At 70.8% G+C, this 22,776-nt stretch carries 19 protein-coding genes and 2 pseudogenes; 15 read left to right on the forward strand and 6 right to left on the reverse strand.

Annotation, left to right across the window (positions count from 1 at the left end; genetic code table 11):
• Positions 1 to 11: 11 nt before the first annotated feature.
• From OG331_RS40270 to OG331_RS40280, 3 genes are read left to right on the forward strand one after another with little or no spacing between them, the layout of a single operon-like run.
• Entirely contained in the window at positions 12 to 644 is a 633-nt protein-coding gene (locus OG331_RS40270; RefSeq protein WP_406206144.1) for a potassium-transporting ATPase subunit C, read from the forward strand.
• A 3-nt stretch (positions 645 to 647) separates the two neighbouring features.
• The gene (locus tag OG331_RS40275; protein WP_406206147.1) at positions 648 to 1,331 is read left to right on the forward strand and encodes a response regulator; all 684 of its coding nucleotides are present in this window, start codon (positions 648 to 650) and stop codon (positions 1,329 to 1,331) included.
• 2 nt (positions 1,332 to 1,333) lie between these two features.
• Positions 1,334 to 3,877 (forward strand): DUF4118 domain-containing protein, encoded by a 2,544-nt coding sequence (locus OG331_RS40280; RefSeq protein ID WP_406206149.1) that lies wholly within the window; start codon positions 1,334 to 1,336, stop codon positions 3,875 to 3,877.
• Between the two features lie 47 nt (positions 3,878 to 3,924).
• On the opposite strand, the gene OG331_RS40285 is transcribed toward OG331_RS40280, so the two are convergent.
• Positions 3,925 to 4,488 (reverse strand): universal stress protein, encoded by a 564-nt coding sequence (locus OG331_RS40285; RefSeq protein ID WP_406206151.1) that lies wholly within the window; start codon positions 4,486 to 4,488, stop codon positions 3,925 to 3,927.
• Positions 4,489 to 4,814: 326 nt separating this feature from the next.
• Here OG331_RS40285 and OG331_RS40290 point away from each other — a divergent pair.
• The 6 genes and pseudogenes from OG331_RS40290 to OG331_RS40315 all read left to right on the forward strand — a co-directional run bounded on the left by OG331_RS40290 (position 4,815) and on the right by OG331_RS40315 (position 11,007).
• A pseudogene (locus OG331_RS40290) lies at positions 4,815 to 5,152 on the forward strand (SAV_915 family protein).
• A gap of 11 nt (positions 5,153 to 5,163) precedes the next feature.
• The gene (gene lysA, locus OG331_RS40295) at positions 5,164 to 6,528 is read left to right on the forward strand and encodes a diaminopimelate decarboxylase (RefSeq protein WP_406206154.1); all 1,365 of its coding nucleotides are present in this window, start codon (positions 5,164 to 5,166) and stop codon (positions 6,526 to 6,528) included.
• A 228-nt stretch (positions 6,529 to 6,756) separates the two neighbouring features.
• Positions 6,757 to 8,052, forward strand: a complete 1,296-nt coding sequence (locus OG331_RS40300; protein ID WP_406210626.1) for an extracellular solute-binding protein — start codon at positions 6,757 to 6,759, stop codon at positions 8,050 to 8,052.
• Positions 8,053 to 8,058: 6 nt separating this feature from the next.
• A complete protein-coding gene (locus tag OG331_RS40305; RefSeq protein WP_406206157.1) occupies positions 8,059 to 9,057 on the forward strand; it encodes a carbohydrate ABC transporter permease in 999 nt (332 codons plus the stop codon).
• Positions 9,058 to 9,143: 86 nt separating this feature from the next.
• Positions 9,144 to 9,908, forward strand: coding sequence for a carbohydrate ABC transporter permease (locus OG331_RS40310; RefSeq protein WP_383234018.1), 765 nt, complete (start codon positions 9,144 to 9,146; stop codon positions 9,906 to 9,908).
• A gap of 55 nt (positions 9,909 to 9,963) precedes the next feature.
• Positions 9,964 to 11,007: an endo-1,4-beta-xylanase gene (locus tag OG331_RS40315; RefSeq protein ID WP_406206159.1), complete on the forward strand. Its 1,044-nt coding sequence runs from the start codon at positions 9,964 to 9,966 to the stop codon at positions 11,005 to 11,007.
• A gap of 173 nt (positions 11,008 to 11,180) precedes the next feature.
• On the opposite strand, the gene OG331_RS40320 is transcribed toward OG331_RS40315, so the two are convergent.
• A complete protein-coding gene (locus OG331_RS40320) occupies positions 11,181 to 11,387 on the reverse strand; it encodes a DUF5999 family protein (RefSeq protein WP_030053671.1) in 207 nt (68 codons plus the stop codon).
• Positions 11,388 to 11,851: 464 nt separating this feature from the next.
• Positions 11,852 to 12,454, reverse strand: a complete 603-nt coding sequence (locus OG331_RS40325) for a hypothetical protein (protein ID WP_406206162.1) — start codon at positions 12,452 to 12,454, stop codon at positions 11,852 to 11,854.
• Between the two features lie 575 nt (positions 12,455 to 13,029).
• Here OG331_RS40325 and OG331_RS40330 point away from each other — a divergent pair.
• Entirely contained in the window at positions 13,030 to 14,547 is a 1,518-nt protein-coding gene (locus tag OG331_RS40330) for a glutamate--cysteine ligase (protein ID WP_406206165.1), read from the forward strand.
• A gap of 40 nt (positions 14,548 to 14,587) precedes the next feature.
• Here the strand turns inward: OG331_RS40330 and OG331_RS40335 are convergent, their stop codons facing one another.
• The gene (locus OG331_RS40335) at positions 14,588 to 16,378 is read right to left on the reverse strand and encodes a substrate-binding and VWA domain-containing protein (protein ID WP_406206167.1); all 1,791 of its coding nucleotides are present in this window, start codon (positions 16,376 to 16,378) and stop codon (positions 14,588 to 14,590) included.
• A 194-nt stretch (positions 16,379 to 16,572) separates the two neighbouring features.
• Here OG331_RS40335 and OG331_RS40340 point away from each other — a divergent pair, with 194 nt between their 5' ends.
• Complete coding sequence (locus OG331_RS40340; RefSeq protein WP_406206169.1) at positions 16,573 to 17,373, forward strand: CPBP family intramembrane glutamic endopeptidase; 801 nt, start codon at positions 16,573 to 16,575, stop codon at positions 17,371 to 17,373.
• Between the two features lie 139 nt (positions 17,374 to 17,512).
• On the opposite strand, the gene OG331_RS40345 is transcribed toward OG331_RS40340, so the two are convergent.
• Positions 17,513 to 18,322: a PhzF family phenazine biosynthesis protein gene (locus tag OG331_RS40345; protein WP_406206171.1), complete on the reverse strand. Its 810-nt coding sequence runs from the start codon at positions 18,320 to 18,322 to the stop codon at positions 17,513 to 17,515.
• Between the two features lie 166 nt (positions 18,323 to 18,488).
• Between OG331_RS40345 and OG331_RS40350 the strand changes: the two genes are divergently transcribed.
• A complete protein-coding gene (locus OG331_RS40350; RefSeq protein WP_406206173.1) occupies positions 18,489 to 19,115 on the forward strand; it encodes a PadR family transcriptional regulator in 627 nt (208 codons plus the stop codon).
• Positions 19,116 to 19,190: 75 nt separating this feature from the next.
• Here OG331_RS40350 and OG331_RS40355 read toward each other — a convergent pair whose 3' ends face one another.
• On the reverse strand, positions 19,191 to 19,622 hold the full coding sequence (locus OG331_RS40355) for an SRPBCC family protein (RefSeq protein ID WP_406206176.1): 432 nt from the start codon (positions 19,620 to 19,622) through the stop codon (positions 19,191 to 19,193).
• A 269-nt stretch (positions 19,623 to 19,891) separates the two neighbouring features.
• Here OG331_RS40355 and OG331_RS40360 point away from each other — a divergent pair, with 269 nt between their 5' ends.
• From OG331_RS40360 to OG331_RS40370, 3 genes and pseudogenes are all read left to right on the forward strand, one after another.
• Entirely contained in the window at positions 19,892 to 20,452 is a 561-nt protein-coding gene (locus OG331_RS40360) for a Clp protease N-terminal domain-containing protein (protein ID WP_406206179.1), read from the forward strand.
• 141 nt (positions 20,453 to 20,593) lie between these two features.
• Positions 20,594 to 21,586 (forward strand): EamA family transporter, encoded by a 993-nt coding sequence (locus OG331_RS40365; protein ID WP_406206182.1) that lies wholly within the window; start codon positions 20,594 to 20,596, stop codon positions 21,584 to 21,586.
• Between the two features lie 179 nt (positions 21,587 to 21,765).
• Positions 21,766 to 22,699 (forward strand): annotated as a pseudogene (locus OG331_RS40370) (DMT family transporter); the annotation flags it as partial.
• Positions 22,700 to 22,776 lie beyond the last annotated feature (77 nt).

Raw genomic sequence — 22,776 nt, forward strand, 5'->3', positions numbered from 1 at the left:
GGTGAAGGACCATGAACAACTCCGTTGTGAACACCGGACGATTGCTGGGCGCGGGTCTGCGGGCGCTGCTCGTGCTGACCCTGCTCACCGGCGTCATCTATCCGCTGGCCGTCACCGGCGTGGCGCAAGCGCTCTTCAGCGACAAGGCGAACGGCTCGGAGGTCAAGGCGGACGGCAAGGTCGTCGGTTCCTCGCTGATCGGTCAACAGGGCTACAGCCCGGACTACTTCCAGCCCCGTCCAGCGAACGGACTCGGTGAGAACTCGGTCAACACGCAGTACAGGCTGATCCTGTCCGGCGCCAGCAACCGCTCCGGCGACAACCCCGAGCTGATCAAGTGGGTGAAGGAGGCGAAGGCAAAGGTCGTCGAGGACAACTCGGTGCCCGGCTACACGGTCAGGCCCTCCCAGGTCCCCGCCGACGCGGTGACCTCCTCCGGCTCCGGCCTGGACCCCGACATCTCCCCGCAGTACGCGGACATTCAGGTCCACCGGGTCGCCGAGCGCAACGACCTGTCCGTCGCCCGGGTGCAGAAGCTGGTCGACGACCACACCGAGGGACGCACGCTCGGCTTCGTCGGTGAGCCACGCGTGAACGTCCTCGAACTCAACATCGCGCTCAGGGAACTCATCAAGGGCGACTGACCGATGACCCGGGTGCTGGTCGTGGAAGACGACCCCCAACTGGTACGAGCACTCGTGATCAACATGCAGGCACGCCGGTACGGAGTGGACGCGGCGCCCGACGGCGCCACGGCCCTCCGGCTGGCGGCCGCGCGTCAGCCGGACGTGGTGATGCTCGACCTCGGCCTGCCCGACATGGACGGCGTCGACGTCATCAAGGCGCTGCGCGGCTGGACCCGTGTGCCGATCATGGTGCTGTCGGCCCGTCGGGCCTCCGACGAGAAGGTGGCCGCACTCGATGCGGGCGCCGACGACTACGTCACCAAGCCCTTCAGCATGGACGAACTCATGGCCCGGCTGCGGGCCGCGGTGCGCCGCACCGAGGAGGCCCCACCCACTCCCGGCACGACGCACGTGGCGACCGCCGAGTTCACCATCGACCTGCTGGCCAAGAGGGTCGTACGGGCCGGCCGCGACGTACGCCTCACCCCGACCGAATGGCATCTGCTGGAGATCCTGGTGACCCATCCCGGGCACCTCGTCACGCAGAAGCACCTGCTGCGGGAGGTCTGGGGCGTGTCCCGGAGCGGCAAGACCAACTACCTGCGGGTCTACATGGCCCAACTGCGCCGCAAGCTCGAGACGGACCCCTCGCACCCCCGCTATCTCATCACCGAACCCGGCATGGGTTACCGCTTCGAAGGGTGAACATGGCACGCGGCAGGCTTCGGATCCATCTCGGCGCGGCACCGGGCGTCGGCAAGACGTACGCCATGCTGTCCGAGGCGCACCGGCGGGCGGAGCGGGGCACCGACTGCGTGGTCGCGTTCGTGGAGCACCACGGCCGGCCGCGCACCGAGGTGATGCTGCACGGCCTGGAGCAGGTCCGGCGCAGGGAACTGGAGTACCGGGGCTCGTCCTTCACGGAGATGGACATCGACGCCGTCCTCGCCCGCAGGCCCCAGGTGGCACTGGTGGACGAGCTGGCCCACACCAACATCCCGGGGTCGCGCAACGCCAAGCGCTGGCAGGACGTGGAGGAGCTGCTCGCCGCCGGCATCGACGTGATATCGACCGTCAACATCCAGCACCTGGAGTCCCTCGGTGACGTCGTCGAGTCGATCACCGGCGTACGCCAGCAGGAGACAGTGCCGGACGAGGTGGTGCGCAGGGCCGACCAGATCGAACTGGTCGACATGTCGCCACAGGCACTGCGGCGACGGATGGCGCACGGCAACATCTACCGGCCGGACAAGGTCGACGCGGCCCTGTCGAACTACTTCCGCCCCGGCAACCTGACCGCACTGCGCGAACTGGCACTGCTCTGGGTGGCCGACCGCGTGGACGAGTACCTCAACGCGTACCGCAGCGAGCACGAGGTCACGACCATATGGGGTTCGCGCGAACGGATCGTCGTGGGCCTGACCGGTGGCCCGGAAGGGCGGACGCTGATCCGCCGGGCCGCCCGGCTGGCGGAGAAGGGTGCCGGCGGCGAGGTGCTCGCCGTCCACATCGCCCGCAGCGACGGCCTGACGGGCGCGTCACCGAAGGAACTGGCCGTACAGCGCGGGCTGGTGGAGGACCTCGGCGGCACCTTCCACCACGTGGTCGGCGACGACATCCCGGCGGCCCTGCTGGCCTTCGCACGCGGCGTCAACGCCACCCAGATCGTGCTCGGCGTCTCCCGTCGCAAGAGCCGGCAGTACGTCCTCGGGCCCGGCGTCGGCGCCACGGTCGCCCGGGACTCGGGGCCGGACCTCGACGTCCACCTGATCACCCATGGCGAGGCGGGCAAGGGGCGCGGGCTGCCCGTGGCCCGCACCGCACGGCTCGGCCGGGCGCGGATCATCCGGGGCTGGCTGGTCGGGGTCCTCGGCCCTGTCGTCCTCACCCTGCTGCTGACGCACGTCGCACCCGAAGTCGGCCTCGCCAACGACATGCTGCTGTACCTGGCGCTGACCGTCGCCGCCGCGCTCCTCGGCGGGCTGCTGCCGGCACTGGCCTCCGCGGTGGTGGGTTCGCTGCTCCTGAACTGGTTCTTCACGCCACCCGTGCACACGCTGACCATCGCCGACCCGAAGAACATCGTCGCCATCGCGATCTTCATCAGCGTGGCCGTGGCGGTGGCCTCCGTGGTCGATCTGGCGGCCCGCCGCACCCACCAGGCGGCACGTCTGCGCGCCGAGTCGGAGATCCTCTCGTTCCTCGCCGGGAACGTCCTGCGCGGTGAGACCAGCCTGGAGGCGCTCCTGGAGCGCGTCCGCGAGACGTTCGGCATGGGGTCGGTGGCTCTGCTGGAGCGGGAGAGCGACGTCGCCCCGTGGACCTGCGCGGGCAGCGTGGGACCCCGGCCCTGCCAGAACCCCGACGACGCGGACGTGGACGTGCCGGTCGGCGACCACATGGCCCTCGCCCTGACGGGACGGGTGCTGCCCGCCGAGGACCGCCGGGTGCTCGCCGCCTTCGCCGCACAGTCCGCCGTCGTCCTGGACCGCCAACGCCTCCGGCGTGAGGCCGACCGGGCCAAGGAACTGGCCGAGGGCAACCGCATCCGTACCGCGCTGCTGGCCGCCGTCAGCCATGACCTGCGTACACCTCTCGCGGGCATCAAGGCGGCGGTGTCCTCGCTGCGATCGGACGACGTCGCCTGGTCGCAGGAGGACGAGGCCGAGCTGCTGGAGGCCATCGAGGAGGGCGCCGACCGGCTCGACCACCTGGTCGGCAACCTGCTGGACATGTCGCGCCTCCAGACCGGCACGGTCAAGCCGTTGATCAGGGAGATCGACCTCGACGAGGTGGTGCCGATGGCGCTCGGCGGGGTGCCGGAGGACAGCGTGGAACTGGACATCCCGGAGACGCTGCCCATGGTCTCGGTGGACAAGGGCCTGTTGGAGCGCGTCGTCGCCAACGTCGTCGAGAACGCCGTGAAGCACAGCCGCCAGGACGAACCGGTGCTGGTCGCCGCGAGCGCCATCGCCGACCGGGTCGAGGTACGCGTGGTCGACCGCGGCCCGGGCGTCCCGGACGAGGCCAAGGAACGCATCTTCGAGCCCTTCCAGCGCTACGGCGACGCCCCGCGCGGTGCCGGAGTCGGGCTCGGGCTCGCGGTCGCACGGGGCTTCGCGGAGGCGATGGGCGGCACGGTCAACGCCGAGGACACGCCAGGGGGTGGGCTGACGATGGTGCTGAGTGTGCGGATGGCGCGGGGGAGGCGGCCGGGGGAGACGGAGGTGCCGGCTGCGGCAATGCCGTAGAGGCCCGGATCGCGGGCCATGGCCGGGACCGGGTGTGGCCCCCGGGGTCACGCCCCGTCCGGCCGCACCGTCTCCTTCGCCAAGTGCCGGGTGTCCAGCCGCAGTCGCCGGGCGTTGCACCGATGTACGGCCGCCGGCTCCGACGCCGGCGGTGAACGCGGTACCGCGAGGACCGGACAGGCGGCGTGGGCGAGGCAGTAGCGGGTCACCGAGCGGCAGCACGCGCGATGCCAGAGGCTGCGTCGGCCGGCGCCGACGACCAGGATGTCCTCCTCGCGGTCGGCGGTCTCGACGAGTGCCTGTCCCGGAGTGCCACGCGCGACGAGGGCGTACATCCACACACCGGGGCCGGTCTCGCCGAACACGTCGCCGAGGACGGCGACCAGGCGCTCGCGCGCCAGGCGCTGCCACTCGCCGTGCATCAGGCTCACCCCTGGACCGCGCCGGGCGACGGGGTCCCCGCCGGGCGGTCGCCATGCCGGTACCGGCCACAGCTCCGCGCCCCGCCGCCGCGCCTCGTCGGCGGCCCGGCGCAGGGCCGTCAGGCTGCCCACGGAACCGCTCACTCCGACCACGACCCGTGCTGTCGCGGCGCTGCCGGAACCGGACATGACTCCACCGTTCTTCGCGTACGCCCGCGAGCCGTTCTCGCGGGAAGCCCTCGACGGGCCGCTCCCATCACACGCCTGCCGCAGGCCCGCAGCCGGCCCCGACGGCACTTCTTGGCGCAGCTCTGACGGCCTTCGCCCCGGTCGGCCGGGCTCCGCGTCAACGTCCCGTCAGCGTCCGGCCGATCGGCGTCAGCATCGCGTCATGAACCGCCCGAACCCCCCGGCCATCGGGCATACCGTCGGTGGCAAGCCCCGGTCCGCCTCCCCGCGCCGGGGCCGTCGAGCCAACCAACCCGATCCACCTCGGTTCCTCCCGGAGGCACCCCATGGCAGACATCCAGTACGAAGAAGACCCGGAGCCCTCTGAACGGTTCCCGGCCGGCCCTCTGTACGTTCCGGTCCGGCCGGGACCGGCCGCCGCCTGTGCGGCCCGCCTCTTCCGTACGCCCTCGGCGACCGTACGGCCGTAGGGTTCACGTCATCGCGGCAGCTGGCCGCGACCCTCGGCCCCGACCAGCCCTGGATCAGGCTCGCCGAGCCTGCCCTGCGCGCCCTGACCGCACCGCTCGGCGTCACCACCGTCACGGTGGACCCGCAGTTCGCGGCACCGGCTCCCACGCCGATCGAGCCCGTCGTTCCTGTTCCCGCCCTGCGGATCGGCTGAGAGGGCACGCCATGACCACGCTTCACGAACCCACAGCCAGCGCCACCGCCACGGCCTCCCCCGCGACCACCACCCCTGCCGACGCCCTGTCCGTTTGGCCCGTCTCCGCCGCCGAGCCCCGCCCCGGTGACCTCTCCGTCGGCGGCGTGCCCCTGGCCGAGGTCGCCGATCGCTTCGGCACCCCCGTCTACGTCCTGGACGAGACCGAGGTGCGCGAGCGTTGCCGCACCTACCGGCACGTCTTCCCGGACGCCGAAGTCCTTTACGCGGCCAAGGCGTTCCTGTGCCGCGCGATGGTCCACTGGATGGCCGACGAGGGCCTGGGCCTGGACGTCTGCTCGGCCGGTGAACTGGAACTCGCGGTCACCACCGGCTTCCCCCCGGAGCGGATCGTGCTGCACGGCAACGCGAAGTCGCCGCGTGACCTGGAGACCGCGCTTCGCCTCGGTGTCGGCCGCATCGTCATCGACAGCCCGTCCGAGATCGCCCGGCTGGCCGCGGCGGTCGGGCCCGACGGCCACCAGAAGGTCATGGTCCGTGTCGTGCCCGGCATCAGCGCCGGCGGACACGAGAAGATCCGCACCGGGACCGAGGACCAGAAGTTCGGCCTGTCCATCCCGGACGGCTACGCGCAGCACGCCATCGCCCGCATCCTGGACCAGCCGCAGCTCGAACTCAGCGGCCTGCACTGCCACTTGGGCTCGCAGATCACCAGCGTCAAGCCCTACATCGCCGCCGTACGGCGCATCGTCGGCCTCATGGCCCGGCTGTACGAACAACACGGCCTGGTCCTGCCCGAACTCGACCTGGGCGGCGGCCACGGCATCGCCTACCGGCCCGGCGAGCCGGCCCTGGACCTGACCCTGCTCGCGCGCAGGGTGCGGACGGAACTGGCCGAGGCCTGCGCGGCGGCCGGGCTCACCGTGCCGCGCCTCATCATCGAGCCGGGACGGGCGATCACGGGCCCGGCGGGCATCGCGCTCTACCACGTCCTCGCCGTCAAGCGCACCGGTGCCCGCACCTACGTCGCGGTGGACGGCGGCATGAGCGACAACCCGCGGCCCGCACTGTACGGGGTGCGCTACGCGCCCCGGCTGGTGGGCAGGCACAGCACCGCCGCCCCCGCCCCGGTGACCGTGGTGGGCCGCCACTGCGAGGCGGGCGACGTCGTCGCCGCGGACGTCGAACTCCCCGACGACATCCGCCCGGGAGACCTCCTCGCAGTCCCGGCCGCCGGCGCCTACCACCTGTCCATGGCCTCCGGCTACAACCTGGTCGGACGCCCACCGGTGGTCGCCGTGGCCGACAGCCACGCCCGGCTCCTGATCCGCCGCGAGTCCCTGGACGACATCCGCAGCCGCGACGTCGGCCTCTGAGGCGTCCAGCGTCAGGGCGTCCGTAAAGTTCGCCGCCCGAGTCGAATGTTTCGATCAGTCCCACAGCTAAGCATGGGGAGCCAATTCACCTTGCACAAAGGGTTGCCACCGTTTGGTGGCTGTCTCTAGGGTGCGGCAGCAACGAAGCTTTCTGGATCCATTCCGAAACTTTCGATGCAACGGACGGTGTGGCCATGGACGCGCCGTCCCGTACCCAAGGAGCGCATGATGGGCGACCCGGGACTGTCCCGCCGCGGCTTCCTGGCGGCCTCCGCCGGGGCCGGTGTGGGCATGACGGCACTGAGCGGTTGCGGTGGCGACTCGGACGGAGGGGCGTCGGACGGCACGACCACCATCGAGTGGTGGAACATCTCCACCACCGAGCCGACGAAGAGCGTCTGGGCGGCACTGGCCAAGAAGTTCGAGGCCCAGAACCCCAAGGTGAAGATAAAGATCGTCCAGTTGGAGAACGACGCCTACAAGTCGAAGATGACGGCCCTGACCGCGTCCGGGAAGCTGCCCGACATCTTCCACACCTGGGGCGGCGGCGTCCTGAAGCAGCAGGCCGACGCCGGGCTCGTCGAGGACCTCACCGACCGCACCCAGGACTTCGCCGACGGCCTGCTGCCGGTCGCGAAGGAGCCGTACCTCCTCGACGAGAAGCTCTACGGCATCCCGTTCGACATCGGCATGGTCGGCTTCTGGTACAACAAGGCCCTCTTCGAGGACGCGGGCATCACCGAGCCGCCGACGACCTGGAGCGACTTCCTCGACGCCGTACGGAAGTTGAAGGCCAAGGGCACCACGCCGCTCGCCCTCGCGGGCAAGGAGAAGTGGCCCGGCATGTACTACTGGGCGTACCTCTCGATGCGCACCGCGGGCGCCTCGGCCCTCCAGAAGGCGTACGACGACAAGGACTTCACCGGCGACCCCTTCGTGCAGGCCGGCCGGCACCTCCAGGAGCTCGTCGACCTCCAGCCGTTCCAGAAGGGCTTCCTCGGCGCCGCCTACTCCACCCCCACCGGTCAGGCCGCTGCCGTCGGCAATGGCAAGGCGGCGATGGAGCTCATGGGCCAGTGGGCCCCGGTCGTCCAGGCCGACGCCGGCAAGGGCCTCGGTGACGATCTCGGGTTCTTCCCGTTCCCCGCGGTGGACGGCGGCAAGGGCACGATCACCGAGGTGTTCGGCGGGGGTGGCGGGCACGCCCTGCGCAGCGGGGCTCCGCAGGCCGCCGTCGACTTCCTGAAGTTCTTCGCCTCCGAGGCGACGGACGTGGAGCTCGTCAAGAAGACCGGCGTCCTGCCGGTGGTCCCGGCGGCCGAGAGCGCCCTCACCGACCCCAACATCAAGGCCGTACAGGCGCAGTTGAAGGGCACCACCGGCTTCCAGCTCTATCTCGACCAGGCCTACGCGCCCGCCGTCGGCCAGGAGGTCAACGACAGCGTCGGCGCGCTCGTCGCCGGGTCCAAGTCACCCCAGCAGGTCGCCGAGTCGATCACGCAGACCGCGAAGGAAGAGCAGTAGCCGGCGATGACCTCCACGTTCCTGCCGGACAAGCGCACCGGCACCGGCGTCGATCGCCCGCCCCCGCCCAACGGCGCGGCCCGCGGGCGGTCCCGGCGTCGAGCGCTGCACTGGCTCACCGCGGTCGGCTTCCAGGTGCCCGCGCTGGTGCTGTTCGTCGTCCTGGTGCTGCTGCCGATGCTGTTCGCGCTGTATGCCGCCTTCTTCCGCTGGGGCGGCTTCGGCATGCCGTCCGACTACATCGGCGCCGACAACTTCACCCGGCTCTTCCAGGACCCCGTCTTCCTCGGTGACCTGTGGCGCTGTCTGGTCCTGGTCGTGCTGTCGCTCGCCGTCCAGCTGCCGTTCGCGCTCGCCATGGCCGTACTGCTCAACCAGAAGCTGCGCGGCCGGGCCTTCTACCGGATGCTGTTCTTCGGGCCGTACGTCCTGTCCGAGGCCATCACCGGCGTCCTGTTCGGCATGATCTTCGCCCCCGACGACGGCTTCGCCGACCAGATCCTGGGCCACATCGGCCTCGACGGGCTCGGCGGCGAGTGGTTCGCCGACCCGTCCACCGTCATGGCCACGCTCTTCCTGGTCATGACGTGGAAGTACTTCGGCTTCCACATGATGCTCTACCTCGCCGGACTCCAGTCCATCCCCACCGAGTTGACCGAGGCCGCGCTGATCGACGGCGCGAACGCCTGGCAGCGCTTCTGCAGCGTCACGCTGCCGCTGCTCGCGCCCACCCTGCGGATCAGCGTGTTCCTGTCCGTCATCGGGTCGATCCAGCTCTTCGACCTGGTCTGGGTGACCACCGCGGGCGGTCCCGACCACCACTCCGAGACGATGGCCGTGACCATGTTCCAGTACGGCTTCAAGCGCTACCAGGTCGGCTACGCCAGCGCGATCAGCGTGGTCATGTTCGGCATCAGCCTCGTCTTCGCCCTCGCCTACCAGCGGTTCGTGCTCCGCCGCGACCTCGAAGGGGCCACCACGACCATGCGGGGAGGCGCCAAGTGACGGCCGGGTCCGGCAGGAAGACGGGCAGGAAGACCGGCAGGAAGAGTCTGCCGGTGCACGTGATCCTCTTGGTGGTCGGCGCCGTGATGGTCGTGCCGCTGCTCTACGCCGTCGTGTCCGGCTTCAAGTCCACCGACGAGTTGTCCCGCAACCCGGTCGGACTGCCGGAGTCGTGGGTGGCCGGCAACTACACGGACATCCTCGGATCGGGGGACTTCTGGCGGCTGATCGGCAACAGCACGCTGATCGCGGTGGGGACGACCGTCCTGGTCGTGGCGGTCTCGGCGCTCTCGGCCTTCTCCTTCGCGCGGTTCGCCTTCCGGGGCCGGGAGACGCTGTTCACCCTCTTCACGATGGGGCTGATGTTCCCCTTCGCGGTCGCGGCCCTGCCCCTGTTCCTGCTGCTGCGCTCCCTGGGCCTGCTGGACAACCCGCTCGGCGTGATCCTTCCGCAGGCCGCCTTCGGGCTGCCGATGACCATCATCATCCTGCGCGGCTTCTTCCGGGAGATCCCCGGCGAGTTGGAGGAGGCGGCCACGCTCGACGGGTGCAGCCCCCTCGGCTTCTTCTGGCGGGTGCTGCTGCCCATGGCGCGGCCGGCGCTGGGCACGGTCTCGGTCCTCGCCGTCGTCACCAGCTGGAACAACTTCTTCCTGCCGCTGCTGGTGTTCACCGACTCCACGTGGTGGACCATCCCGATCGGCGTCCAGCAGTTCCAGGGTCAGTACTCCGCGGACTACGCCCGCGTCTTCGCCTACCTGGTGCTGGCCATGGTCCCCGCCCTCGCCTTCTACTCGGTCGCCGAGCGCCAGCTAGTCGGCGGCCTCACCGCCGGTGCGACCAAGGGTTGACGCGCGCAGGCGGACGTACGGCGCAACACACCGCCGCTACGTGAGGAGTCGCACCATGCGCAAGAACCGTCTGAGACTCGCCGGCGCCCTCGCCGCCGTCCTGGTCATCGCGGGCGCCGCGAGCGGCCCGGCAGCCCAGGCCCACGGCAAGCCGCCCACCCTCGCCGACCTCGCCCAGCGCCACGGCCGCTACTTCGGCAGCGCGACCGACAACCCCGAGCTGGTCGACGGGCCGTACAAGGCGCTCCTCGGCAGCGAGTTCGACCAGATCACCCCCGGCAACGGCATGAAGTGGTACGCCACCGAGCCCCAGCAGGGTGTGTTCGACTTCTCGAAGGGCGACGAGATCGTGAACCTCGCCCGTGCCGACCACCAGAAGGTGCGCGGCCACACCCTCGTCTGGCACAGCCAGCTGCCCGGCTGGCTGACGGACCGGGAGTGGACGGCGGACGAGCTGAGGGCCGTACTGAAGAACCACATCCAGAAGGAGGTACGGCACTACCGCGGCAAGGTGTTCGCCTGGGACGTCGTCAACGAGGCCTTCAACGAGGACGGCACCTACCGCGAGACGGTCTTCTACAAGACGCTCGGCCCCGGCTACATCGCCGACGCCCTGCGCTGGGCCCGCCAGGCCGACCCGAAGGCCGAGCTCTACCTCAACGACTACAACATCGAGGCGGTCGGCCCGAAGAGCGACGCCTACTTCCGTCTCGCCAAAGAGCTGAAGGCCCAGGGAGTCCCACTCGACGGCATCGGCCTCCAGGCCCACCTGGCCCTGCAGTACGGCTATCCGACGACGCTGGAGGACAACCTCCGGCGCTTCGCCGGGCTGGGGCTCGACACCGCGCTCACCGAGGTCGACATCCGGATGATCCTGCCCGCGACCAAGGAGAAGCTTGCCCAGCAGGCCGAGTGGTACCGGGATCTGACCGCTGCGTGCCTGGCCGTGCGCCGGTGTGTGGGCATCACCGTCTGGGACTACACCGACAAGTACTCCTGGATCCCGGCGTTCTTCGAGGGCGAGGGTGCCGCGCTGCCGTGGGACGAGGAACTGCGCCCGAAGCCGGCGTACTTCGCGATACGGCAGGCGCTGAGGTAGGTGGGCCGCCGCCTCAGGCGCACGGAGAACTACGCTGAGTGACCACCCCTGGATACACGTGGGGGCCGGCTCGCAGTCAGGGTCTGCGACCGGCCCCTGGGAGTACGCCGGGCGTCGGTCATCGCTCCGCCCGGTAGTGCCGCAGGACCTCTCCGGCGTGCCGCCGGCAGGCGCTACGCGGCGGTCATCACCTTGCCGGTGCCCAGCGGACGGTGCGGGGCGATGATCTGGCCGTCCGGCAGGAGCTCACCGGTGTCCTCGAAGAGCAGGACACCGTTGCACAGCAGGCTCCAACCCTGCTCCGGGTGGTGCGCCACGAGACGGGCGGATTCCCGGTCGGCGGAGTCGGCTGAGGGACACGGTGGCTGGTGCTGGCACATGGATGGGATCTTTCGCTCTGTCGTGATGTGCGAGATGGCTGTGGCTTCTGTTTCGCGGCGTGAAGCTTCGTTCATGGCCGCCCCCCGTTGTGATTAGTCGGTCGGAACCCAGTGTTGCCCCACGGGCGTCAATCCGCAGGGATTTCGCAGCACCGCTTTCTCACAGGTTGATGACGCATCACCCGCGCGGACGGTTCATCCCAACTCCACTGTCATTTCGGGTGGTTCACCGTGGTCGGATGGGGCTAGTCCGGACGGGCCAGGGCCCTGAGTGGCTCGTTCGAGCGCATTGTCGCTCGCGCGAGCGATACTTTTCTCGCGCGCTCGACTATTGTGCGCTCAGGCGAGTGCTTTCCTGCTCGTACGAGTGCCGAGTGATGTCGAGTGTCGCGTGTTTTAAAGCGGCGTACCCCGCAACCCGGGATTGGGGCGGCGGGGTACACGGGCGCTCGCGCGGTGCGCTGTCAGGCGGGTGAGCCGAGCAGCGGAGGCAGTGGGGGCAGCGGAGCCGGGGTCGCCCGGTGGGTCAGCACCGGGAGCAGCTCGGCGACCAGGTGCGGCCGATGGGCCGCGATGCCGGGCGGGGCGGGGGCCAGCGGCACGAGGAGATCCGTGGCGGCCGGGTGGCCGGCGGTGGCGTCCGCGGTGCAGTCGCCGTGCAGCCAAAGGGTGAGCATGTAGAGGCCGGGGAACGACAGCAGGCGCGGCTGGTAGGGCTGTGCGATCGTCTCCGCCTGCCGCAGTGCCCGCTCGGTGGAGGCGATGTACGGGCCCTCGAAGAAGTGCGAGAACGCCCAGCCGTCCGGGGTCAGCCGGGTCTCGGCCGCGGCCACTGCTCGTTCGCCGGACCGGATCAGGAAGCGCCAGCCGGCCAGCCGGGTCGCGGTCACGCCTGCCGGGGTGATCTCGTCCACGACGTGTACGGGCAGCGGGAGTTCGGGTGTGGCGGGGCCCTGGGCGGCACGCAGGGACGGTGTCCGGGCCTCGCGGACCGCGGTGGGCGAGCCGAGTGCGGTGAGGACGGAGCGAAGTGCGGGCGCGGGAGCCGGGGGAACATGCAGCGGCATGGTGGGTCGCCTCTCATTGACAGGCACGGTGGCGCGAGGGCGTGGCGGGGGCGGACGGCGCTGTCTGCTCACGGAGGTCAGAGAGGCGGGGGCCGGGGTCTGGGAGCGCGGGGGGTGCGTGAGGCCTGCCCTACGTGACCTGACGGCAGGTCCCGGGACCGTGGGCGCCAACCCTCTGCCTTGATTGCGGAGTTTATACGACGAGTGTTCAGACGATGTTTCATCTAGCCGCTTTTGGCGCACCCGGCAAGGGCCCATTCAGCCGGTGTTTTGTGGGAATCATCCCGATTGCCGACCGGCCATACACCTATGACCTCGAAAAATACCCCGCGTGCGGTCGGCCAATTCTCGTCGGCGTTTTTCACGAGTTCGGAAGCCGTCCGCAACTGCACCGTGCTCCATGCCCGGTGAATGTGCCGCCGGTCACGTTCGACAGCGTAGCGGGCGCCGGGCCGACGCGGGACGTTATCGATCGCTTCTGCTGGGCATCATCCCACCTGACCCGGGACCGGGCGGCAGGATCCAGGATCCGCCGAGCGGGCCTCGGAGCCGGCTATCCGAGGAGGGAAGCTTCGATGGGGGAGAAGGTCGTGGCAGGTCGGTTCGATCTGTCCGATCGCCAGCACTACCGCGAGAAGCTGCGGCAGTGTCTGACGGGCCTGGAGCGGCTGCTGGAGGAGAAGCGGTTCGACCGCCCCAAGAACCTCATGGGGCTGGAGATCGAATTGAATCTCGCCGGCGCGGACGGCATGCCGAAAATGTTGAACATGCAGGTACTGGAGCGGATCGCGAGCCGTGATTTCCAAACAGAACTCGCCATGTTCAATCTGGAGGTCAACATCGCCCCGCACCGGCTTCAGGAGCGGGTATTCGACCGGCTTGCCGAAGAGCTCCGTACGTCACTGGCATATGCCGACCGAAAAGCGGGTGAGCTCGACGCCGGAATCGTGATGATCGGTATTCTGCCGACGCTGGACCGGGACGACCTGGTCTCCTCGAACCTCTCCGCCGTCGACCGCTACACCCTGCTCAACGACCAGATCGTGGCGGCCCGCGGTGAGGAGTTCACGCTCGACATCGACGGTGTGGAGCGCCTGACGTGCACCTCGGGCTCCATAGCCCCGGAGGCCGCCTGCACCTCCGTGCAGCTGCACCTCCAGGTCACCCCGGGCCGCTTCGCCGACGTCTGGAACGCGGCCCAGGCGGTCGCCGCCGCGCAGGTCGCCGTGGGGGCCAACTCGCCGTTCCTCTTCGGGCGCGAGCTGTGGCGGGAGTCGAGGCCACCGCTGTTCCAGCAGTCCACCGACACCCGCCCGCCCGAGCTCCAGGCCCAGGGCGTGCGGCCGCGCACCTGGTTCGGGGAGCGGTGGATCTCCTCGGCGTACGACCTCTTCGAGGAGAACCTGCGGTTCTTCCCGGCCCTGCTGCCCATCTGCGACGACGAGGATCCTCTAGAGGTCCTGAACGCCGGCGGCACACCGTCGCTCGCCGAACTCGTCCTGCACAACGGCACCGTGTACCGCTGGAACCGGCCGGTCTACGGCATCGCCGACGGCGTCCCGCACCTGCGTGTGGAGAACCGCGTGCTGCCCGCCGGGCCGACCGTCACGGACGTCGTCGCCAACGCGGCGTTCTACTACGGCGTCGTCCGCGCCCTCGCCGAAGAGACGCGGCCCGTGTGGACCAGGCTGCCCTTCGAGGCGGCGGCCGCCAACTTCGACGAGGCGTGCAGGCACGGCATCGACGCGCGGCTGCGCTGGCCCCGGCGGGGGCGGTACGGCGGGACGACCGAGGTCGATGCGGTGAGCCTCGTACGCGACGAACTGCTGCCGCTCGCCGAGGTCGGCCTGGACGCGTGGGGCGTCGAGCCGGCGGACCGGGACTTCTACCTGGGCGTCATCGAGGAGCGATGCCGCAGGCGCACGAACGGCGCGTCCTGGCAGGCGGCCACCTTCCACCGGGCCCTGGAGTCGGGTCTGTCCCGAGAGGCTGCGCTGGCGGCGACGACGCGCCGGTACCGCGAGCTGATGCACCGCGGAGATCCGGTGCACACGTGGCCGGTGGGGCTGCTGGAGCCGGTGCCCCTGGGGTGACGGCCCGGCGGGACGGGTGCGGTTGGCGGGCGCGGGCCTGTCAGTCCGGGGCGCCCGGGGACGCCGCCCCGACGATGGCCTTCAGGATCACCGAGTGGATCTGGGACGGGTCCGTCACCTCGTGGCCCGAGCCGCCCGTCGCCCTGGCGATGCGGTCGGCCTCCTCGCGGTCGGCGTCGGGACCCACGGCGATCATGATCAGGGGGACCGGGCGCTCGGGGTTGGTGAGGCGCTCCAGGCGGGCGATGAGGTCGGCGCGCGCGATGCTGCCCGGGTCCTCGTTCCTGCCGTCGGTGAGGACGACCAGGGCGTTGAACCTGCCCTTGGCGTAGGAGCCGGTCGCCGACCTGTAGGCGGCGAGCGTGGTGTCGTACAGGCCGGTCCCACCGTTGGGTACCGGCTCCAGGCTGCCGAACGCCGTCGACAGCCTTTCGCGCTGCGCGCCCTCGCCGTTCCCGTCGCCGAGCCGCTCGGTCGGCACGAGGACGCGGTAGTCCTTGTCGCCGTCCAGCTCGGTGGAGAAGTCCCACAGGCCGATCTCGTCGTCGGACGTGAACGTGGCGAGAGCCTGCAGCAGCGATGCCTTGGTGACGTCCATCCGTGACTGCTCGGTGCCCGGCACCGGCTGGGCCATGGATGCGGAGGCGTCCACGACCGTGGTGATCCGCGCACTCTGCACGGTGATCGTCCACACGCCGAGCGTCTCCTGGACCGCGACCGCCGAGGCCGGCCGGCCCGCCGGCTCCGCGTACGGCTGCGGGCTGCTGCCGCCTGCCCGGGTGACCAGGGCGTCGGGCGGCGCCGCGTCGTCGGACGTCCTGAAACCGTGCCGCTCCAGCAGCCGCCGCTGCCGAGCGTCGCCGAGGTAGCTCATGAACCGGATCGCGGCCCGGCTCTCGTCGGTCGTCAGCCCTGTCTGGTCGAGGAGGGCGTACGGGTAGTCGAGGCGGGGCGAGCCGTCCTGCGGATAGAAGAAGTCCAGGCTGCTGCCGCTGTCCGTCCCGGAGTTGTACATGTGCGCCGCCTGCTCGCTCACGACCAGCGCCTGATTGCGTTTCGGGTTGCCCAGCTCGGTGCCCGAGGCGTCGCGCGGCAGGGTCTCCAGCACCTGGCCGTCGCTGTCGGAGACACGTTGCGACAGCGCCTTCATCAGCGCCGCGGCCTGCGTGTCCCCGCCCTCGCCCGCGGCGGCGGCCGTGCTCAGTTGCGTGAGGGCGAGCAGCCCGCTCGCGCTGCGCGCGGGGTCGGCCGCACCGAGCCGGAGCGAGTCGTCGCGCAGGCGGGCGCCGGCCAGCTCCAGCCAGCTGTACGTCTCCTTCGGCCACCCCAGCGACTTCGCGGCCGCGGGCACCATCGCCACCCCGACCGGCGTGGAGGCGACATGGCCCACCGTGGAGACGGCGGACGTGCCGCCGTCCGCCGTGAGCCGCTGGAGCCACAGCTCCGAGTCCGGCACCCACACCTCGGCGTCGGGGTCCTTGCCCGCCCGGAGCGTGTCCGCGACCTCGTACGACTCGCGAGCGCTCACCGTCACGGCAACGCAGCGCCCGTCGGAGGTGAGGTCGGCCTCCCTGGCCTGCTTCGCCGCCGTTTGCAGCGCCGGGGCCAGGTCGGGGGAGACGGCGACGGTGAGTCGTACCGGGTCGTCCTGGCAGGAGGAGCCGAAGGAGAGCAACCCGCCCCTGACCGCGACGGCCGTACCGCCGGCGACGGTCAGGACGAGGGCGGTCGCGATGACCACCGTGCGGCGGCGTGCGCGTCGACGGAGGCCGGGTCGACGGGGGTCGCTGCCGCCCGCCCCATACTGATCGGGCAAGCTGTGACGTCCCATGACGGTGGTGCCCCTCCCTGTTGCCCTGCTGAACCCCGTGCCGGAGTCCGGCCGTATGGCAGGCAAAGGGGCGGTACGCCCCGTACGGCGCCCGTCCCCCCAACGGCCTGTCGCGCACGGTCTTCGTAAGTGCATTCGAGACCCTAGCGGGGTGGCGATGAGGATGAGGCGGGATTACTCAACTGGAGGCAGGTGTGCAGGGCGAGGCAGGCCCCGTGGCCGATTCTTTTCCGCATGAGCGGCCCTCGCGACGGATCTTCCGTGATGAGACGCTGCTTGTTCTGGGGCTTTCGCTCGGTGCGAGTGGTGTGTCCGCCCTGATCAGTTTTGTCGGCTCGGTCACCAAACCGGGGGGCCTCAAGGACCAGGCGGCCACGCTCAACGCCTCGGCCGCGCCCGGCCGCCCCTGGCTGGATCTCGCCTGGCAGCTGTTCGGGATCACCACCGCCCTGATCCCCGTCGCGCTCGTCGCGCACTTCCTGATGCGCGAGGGGCGGAGCCTGCGCACCCTCGGCTTCGACCGCACTCGCCCCTGGCTGGACCTCGGCCGTGGCGCGGGCATCGCGGCGGTGATCGGCAGCACCGGAATCGCCTTCTACCTGGCCGCTCGCGGCCTCGGCTTCAACCTCACCGTGGTGCCCGAGGCGCTGCCCGACGTGTGGTGGAAGTACCCGGTGCTGATCCTCTCGGCGATGCAGAACGCGATCCTCGAAGAGGTCATCGTCGTCGGCTATCTGCTGCGCCGGCTGGACCAGTTGGGCTGGACGCCAGGCACCGCGCTGGTGGCCAGTTCCGTACTGCGCGGCTCGTACCACCTCTACCAGGGCATCGGCGGCTTCCTCGGCAACATGGCGATGGGCGTGGTGTTCGTCTACCTGTACCGGCGCTGGGGCCGGGTGGGGCCGCTGGTCGTGGCGCATTCCCTGCTCGACATAGGAGCGTTCGTGGGGTACGCGCTGCTGGCCGGGAAGGTGGGGTGGCTGCCTACGGCGTGACGCCGGTCGGCAGGCCGACAGCGCTGTAGGTCGACAGTCGCCGGAACATGCCGAAGGGGGCGTACGAGACCGTCGTACGCCCCCTTCGGCATGCCCGGCCGGACCGCGCACCGCCGACTCGCCGGCCGGCCGACGCCGTCTAGGCGATCAGCTCCCCCTCGATGACGGTCACCGCGTGGCCGCTCAGCAGCGTGCGGTCGCCGCGCAGTTCCGTGCGGACCCGGCCGGAGCGACGGGAGGCCTGCAGGCCGGTGAGGTCGGCGCGCCCGAGGCGCTCGGACCAGAAGGGCGCGAGGGCCGTGTGGGCGCTGCCGGTGACGGGGTCCTCGTCGATGCCGATGTTCGGGAAGAAGCAGCGGGAGACATAGTCGTAGCCGCGGGCGGGGTCCTCGGCGCGGGCGGTGGCGATGATGCCGCGCGCGGAGTAGGCGCCGAGAGCCTTGAGGTCGGGGCGCAGGGATCGGACCGTCTTCTCGTCGGTGACTTCGAGGAGCAGGTCGCCGACGTTCGGACCCGTGTCGAAGGCCACGAGCGGCTCGGTGCCCAGCGCCTGCGCGACCCCGTCGGGTACGTCGACCGGGGTGAGCGGGGCGGTCGGGAAGTCGAGTGTGATGGAGCCGTCCTCGCAGGGCGTGGCGACGAGGACGCCACTGCGGGTGGCGAACCGGACGGGTCCCTCGTGAGCGCCGGTGCTGTGCAGCACGTGGGCCGTGGCGAGCGTGGCGTGCCCGCACATCGCCACCTCCGCGACGGGCGTGAACCACCGCAACGCCCAGTCCGCCTCCCCACCCTCCTCCAACGGGTGGGCGAACGCCGTCTCGGCGTGATTGACCTCCATGGCCACGTTCTGGAGCCAGCTGTCCTCGGGGGAGCCGTCCAGGAGGAGGACCCCGGCCGGGTTGCCGCCGAAGGGGCGGTCGGAGAAGGCATCGACGATTCGAATCCGCATGACGGAGACGGTAGGGGGGCGTGCGGAGGGGTGGCCAAGGCCAATTCCGGGGTGCTGGACCGATTTCGGGGTCGCCACCGCATCTCATCTCCACTCTTGCCCAGCGAACTGTTCCGATATATCGTTGAGCCATCGCGACAGATCAACGATGGATGGAGTGATTGCGATGCGTTCCCATGGATTCGAGCGTGGACACGGTGGACACGGTCATCACGGCCGAGGCGGCTTCGAGGGGCTTCGCGGCGCCTTCGGGCCCTTCGGGCCGGGTGGCCCTGGGGGCCCCGGTTTCGGTGGGCCCGGATTCGGGCCCGGCCCCTGGGGGCCGAGGGGTGGTCGAGGCGGACCGCGGGGGAGGGCGCGGCGCGGTGATGTGCGCGCGTCGATCCTCGCCCTGCTGAAGGACCGCCCCATGCACGGCTACGAGATGATCCAGGAGATCGCCGAGCGCAGCGGCGGGGCCTGGAAGCCCAGCCCGGGCTCGGTGTACCCCACCCTCCAGCTGCTGGAGGACGAGGGCCTGATCGCCAGTGAGAGTGAGGGCGGCAAGAAGCTGTTCTCGCTCACGAAGGCGGGCCGCGAGGCGGCCGAGGCCGGGCCCGAGGCGCCCTGGGAGGAAGCCTCCCGCGGTGTCGACTGGGAGGCCCTCGGTGAGATCCGCCAGGCCGGCTTCGGTCTGATGGAGGCCTTCGGGCAGGTCTGGAAGACGGGCAGCAAGGAGCAGCGCGAGAAGGCGCTGACCGTCATCAACGACGCCCGCAAGCGGCTGTACCTGATCCTCGCCGACGAGGACTGACGGTCGGACGAGGACTGGCTGAAGGCGCCCCGCGGAGTGATCCGCGGGGCGCTTTCATGTGCGCAGCGAGGGCCTTCAGGTCACCAGGCCCGCCAACTTCCGCAGCGATTCGTTCAGGGCCGCCGTCGCCGAGTCCTTGAGCTTGCCCGCCATCAACGACACCGCCGCACCCGTGAACTCCCCGTCGATGCGCACGGTCGTGGCGCTGTCGCCCTCCGGGGTCAGCGTGTAGCGCGTCGCCACGGTCACCGCCATCGGGCCCTTGCCGCGAATGGCGAGCACCCGTGCCGGCTCCAGTTCCTCGATGGTCCACTCGACCTCGGCCGGGAACCCCATCAGCTTCATGTTCTCCTGGAAGGTCCCGCCCGCTTCGAGGGCTGCGGGGCCGCCGCCCGGGAAGCTGGTGTGGGTGGCGTTCCACTGGCTCCATGACGACCAGTCCGTCAGCTGCGCCCAGACCTTTTCGGCCGGTGCCTCGATGCGTGCCTCCGCGCTGACTTCGGCCATGCGACCACCCCTTCGTCTCGGGCTACGGTGTCGCGGAACGTAGCCGTGGGGCGTGGAACATTCAATACTGATGAACCGTCAGAAAATGTGGAGACGCCGGACAGGCCGACCGAGGTGCACCGCAAGGCGGCGCGCGCCCATCAGCGTCGTTCGGCGTGATCTCATCCGTAAGGAGGAGATTCCGGCCTTCGGAGTCCACTCTGTGTGGGACGCGCAAATGCTTCCCCTCGGGGATGACTCGGCTCGAAGTGGTTGATGAGGTAGGGGATGTGCAACCCCGTATCCCCCGGCAGTCGGCCCAGGAGCAGGACTGCCGTCGCCCGGACGCCGCGGCGGACGATGCCGGGCTCAGCGACGAGCTGGCAGCGGTGATCTCCGGCGCCCGCCGCCGCGCGGTCAGGGACGGGGACCGGCAGATCGACACGGCCCATCTGCTGCACTCGCTCCTTGAGCACGACCGGGACGTGTACGCCGTCTTCGGCGACGGACCCCAGATCGCGCGTCTCCTCGGCTACCTCGTCCAGCGCACCATCGGCTACGGCCTGCGCTGGCAGGGCGCCGTCGAGGACTCCGGCGGCGTACCCGTGGTGATGGCGGGTGACGGGTTCTCCCCGCTGGCCGCGAGCGCGATGGAGTACGCCTGCCGACGCGCCACCCTGCGCGGCGACACACAGGCCCGCGGCATCGACCTCCTCGCGGCGATCGTCGTGGACCCGCAGGCCCGCGCCGTCGAGGTGCTCGCCCGCGCCGGAATCGACGCAGACGCGCTGCGCACCCGCATCGACGAACAACGGGACGAATACGTCGGCGGCGCCGAACCCGCCTGCTAGGCCCGCGCATCCCTGACTCACACCTCCGTCGTGACCACGACCCACGCCCCCCTCACGAGGCGGCTCCTCCGTCCACCCGCTGAGACAGGTGTCATTGGGGGTGACGCTCATGTCATCGGCTGTCATCATGTGCCGGTGCGTATGTCTGAAAACATTCAGGCCGGCCGCGGCAAGGGCGTCGGGCTCGGTCTGGCGCTCGGTTCCGCGGTCGCCTTCGGAGGGTCCGGCGTCGCTGCCAAGCCACTGATCGAGGCGGGGCTCGACCCGCTGCACGTCGTGTGGTTGCGGGTCGCCGGCGCGGCCCTCGTGATGCTGCCGCTCGCCGTGCGCCACCGCGCGCTGCTGCGCCGCCGCCCCGCCCTGCTCGCCGGGTTCGGACTGCTCGGCGTGGCCGGTGTGCAGGCCTTCTACTTCGCCTCGATATCCCGTATCCCGGTCGGGGTCGCGCTGCTCGTCGAGTACCTCGCCCCGGCGCTCGTCCTCGGCTGGGTGCGGTTCGTGCAGAGGCGGCCCGTCACGCCCGCCGCCGCGGTCGGGGTCGTCCTCGCGGTCGGCGGACTCGCCTGTGTCGTCGAGATCTGGTCAGGGCTGAGCTTCGACGCGCTCGGCCTGCTCCTCGCCCTCGGCGCCGCCTGCTGCCAGGTCGGCTACTTCGTCCTGTCCGACCAGGGCAGCGACTCCGGCGCCGACGCCCCCGACCCGCTCGGAGTGATCGCGTACGGCCTCCTGATCGGTGCCGGCGTACTCACCGTGGTGGCCCGCCCCTGGACGATGGACTGGTCCGTGCTCGGCGGCACCGCGCACATGGACGGCACCCCGGTGGCGGCCGTCCTCCTGCTGTCCTGGATCGTCCTGGTCGCCACGGTCATCGCGTACGTCACCGGAGTCGTCTCCGTACGCAGGCTCTCCCCGCAGGTCGCCGGCGTCGTCGCGTGCCTCGAAGCGGTCATCGCGACCGTCCTCGCCTGGTTCCTGCTCGGCGAGCACCTTTCCGCGCCGCAGATCATCGGTGGCGCGGTCGTCCTGGCCGGCGCCTTCATCGCGCAGTCGTCGGCGCCCGCGAAGGGCTCCCCGGAGCCGGTGGCGAGCGGCGGTCCGGAAAGGGATCTGTCGGCCCGAGAGCCGGCCGCGTAGGGTCCGGACCATGCACTCCACGGCACTCGTTCTTCCGCCTCCGGCCGCCTGAGGCGGGCCTTCCGGAACGCCTGCCCGGCGTCACGCCGGGCGGAACGGTGCTGCCCGCAGACGAAGTCCACGGATCCCGCTGAGCCGGGCTCCTCCCAGCACTTCTGCATGTCTGCGGAGAAAAACTCGTGTCGAACACCGCTGTCTCCGGCCTGCCCATCGGGCGTGGCCTTCTCTGTCTGATCGTCGCCGGTGCCGCCCGGGGCACCGCGGGCGCCGCCGCCTCCCCGGTCTACCGCGCCAGTGACATGGGACCGGTCGCCCTCTCCTTCTGGCGTTGCGCGATCGGTTTCGTGCTGCTGCCGGCCGTCCGCCTCCTGCAGCCACGCGTGCGTGCCCATGCGCAGGCCGTCGCAGCCGAACCCATCGGCCGCAAGGCGCTGCGGGCCGGGGCCACCGGCGTCGGGCTCGCCGTGTTCCAGACGGCGTACTTCGCCGCCGTCGACGTCACCGGACTCGCCGTGGGCACGGTGGTCACCCTCGGCGCAGGCCCCGTCTTCATCGCGCTCGGCGCCCGGCTGACGCTGGGGGAGCGGCTGGGTCGCGGGGGCGTCGTTGCCGTGGCCGACGCGCTTGTCGGGCTCGCGCTGCCGGCCCTCGGCGGCGAGGGCGCGACCGTTACGGCCGTGGGGCGTGCTGCTCGCGCTCGTGTCCGCGGCCGGGTACTCCGTGATGACCCTGCTGACCCGGAAGTGGGGCCGCGACGGCGGGGCCGACGCCGCCAGTACGTCCGTGCGGTCCTTCGCGGTCACCGGCCTGTGCCTGCTGCCGTTCGCCCTCGCCGAGGGACTCGTGCCGCACACGGCCGAACCCGTACGGCTCGGCTGGCTGCCGGCGTACATCGCGGCCGTCCCCACCGCCCTCGCGTACGCCCTCTACTTCGCGGGCGCGGCCGCCGTACGGTCGGCCACCGTGTCCGTGATCATGCTGCTGGAGCCGGTCGGCGCTGCCGTGCCGGCCGTCGTCCTGCTCGGCGAACACCTGACGGCACCGATCCTCGCCGGCACCCTGCTGATGCTCGGGTCCGTCACGGGGCTCGCGGTGGCGGAGGCCCGGGGCGCGCGGCGGCTGCCCGCGTGCGCGCGAGGGGCCTGCACCGCTCGGTGCAGGCCCCCACGGGTGGGTGGAGGGTCGTCGAG

Origin of the sequence: Streptomyces sp. NBC_01017, from assembly GCF_045162795.1 — a bacterium.
In the GTDB taxonomy this organism is placed as follows: Bacteria; Actinomycetota; Actinomycetes; order Streptomycetales; family Streptomycetaceae; genus Streptomyces; species Streptomyces machairae.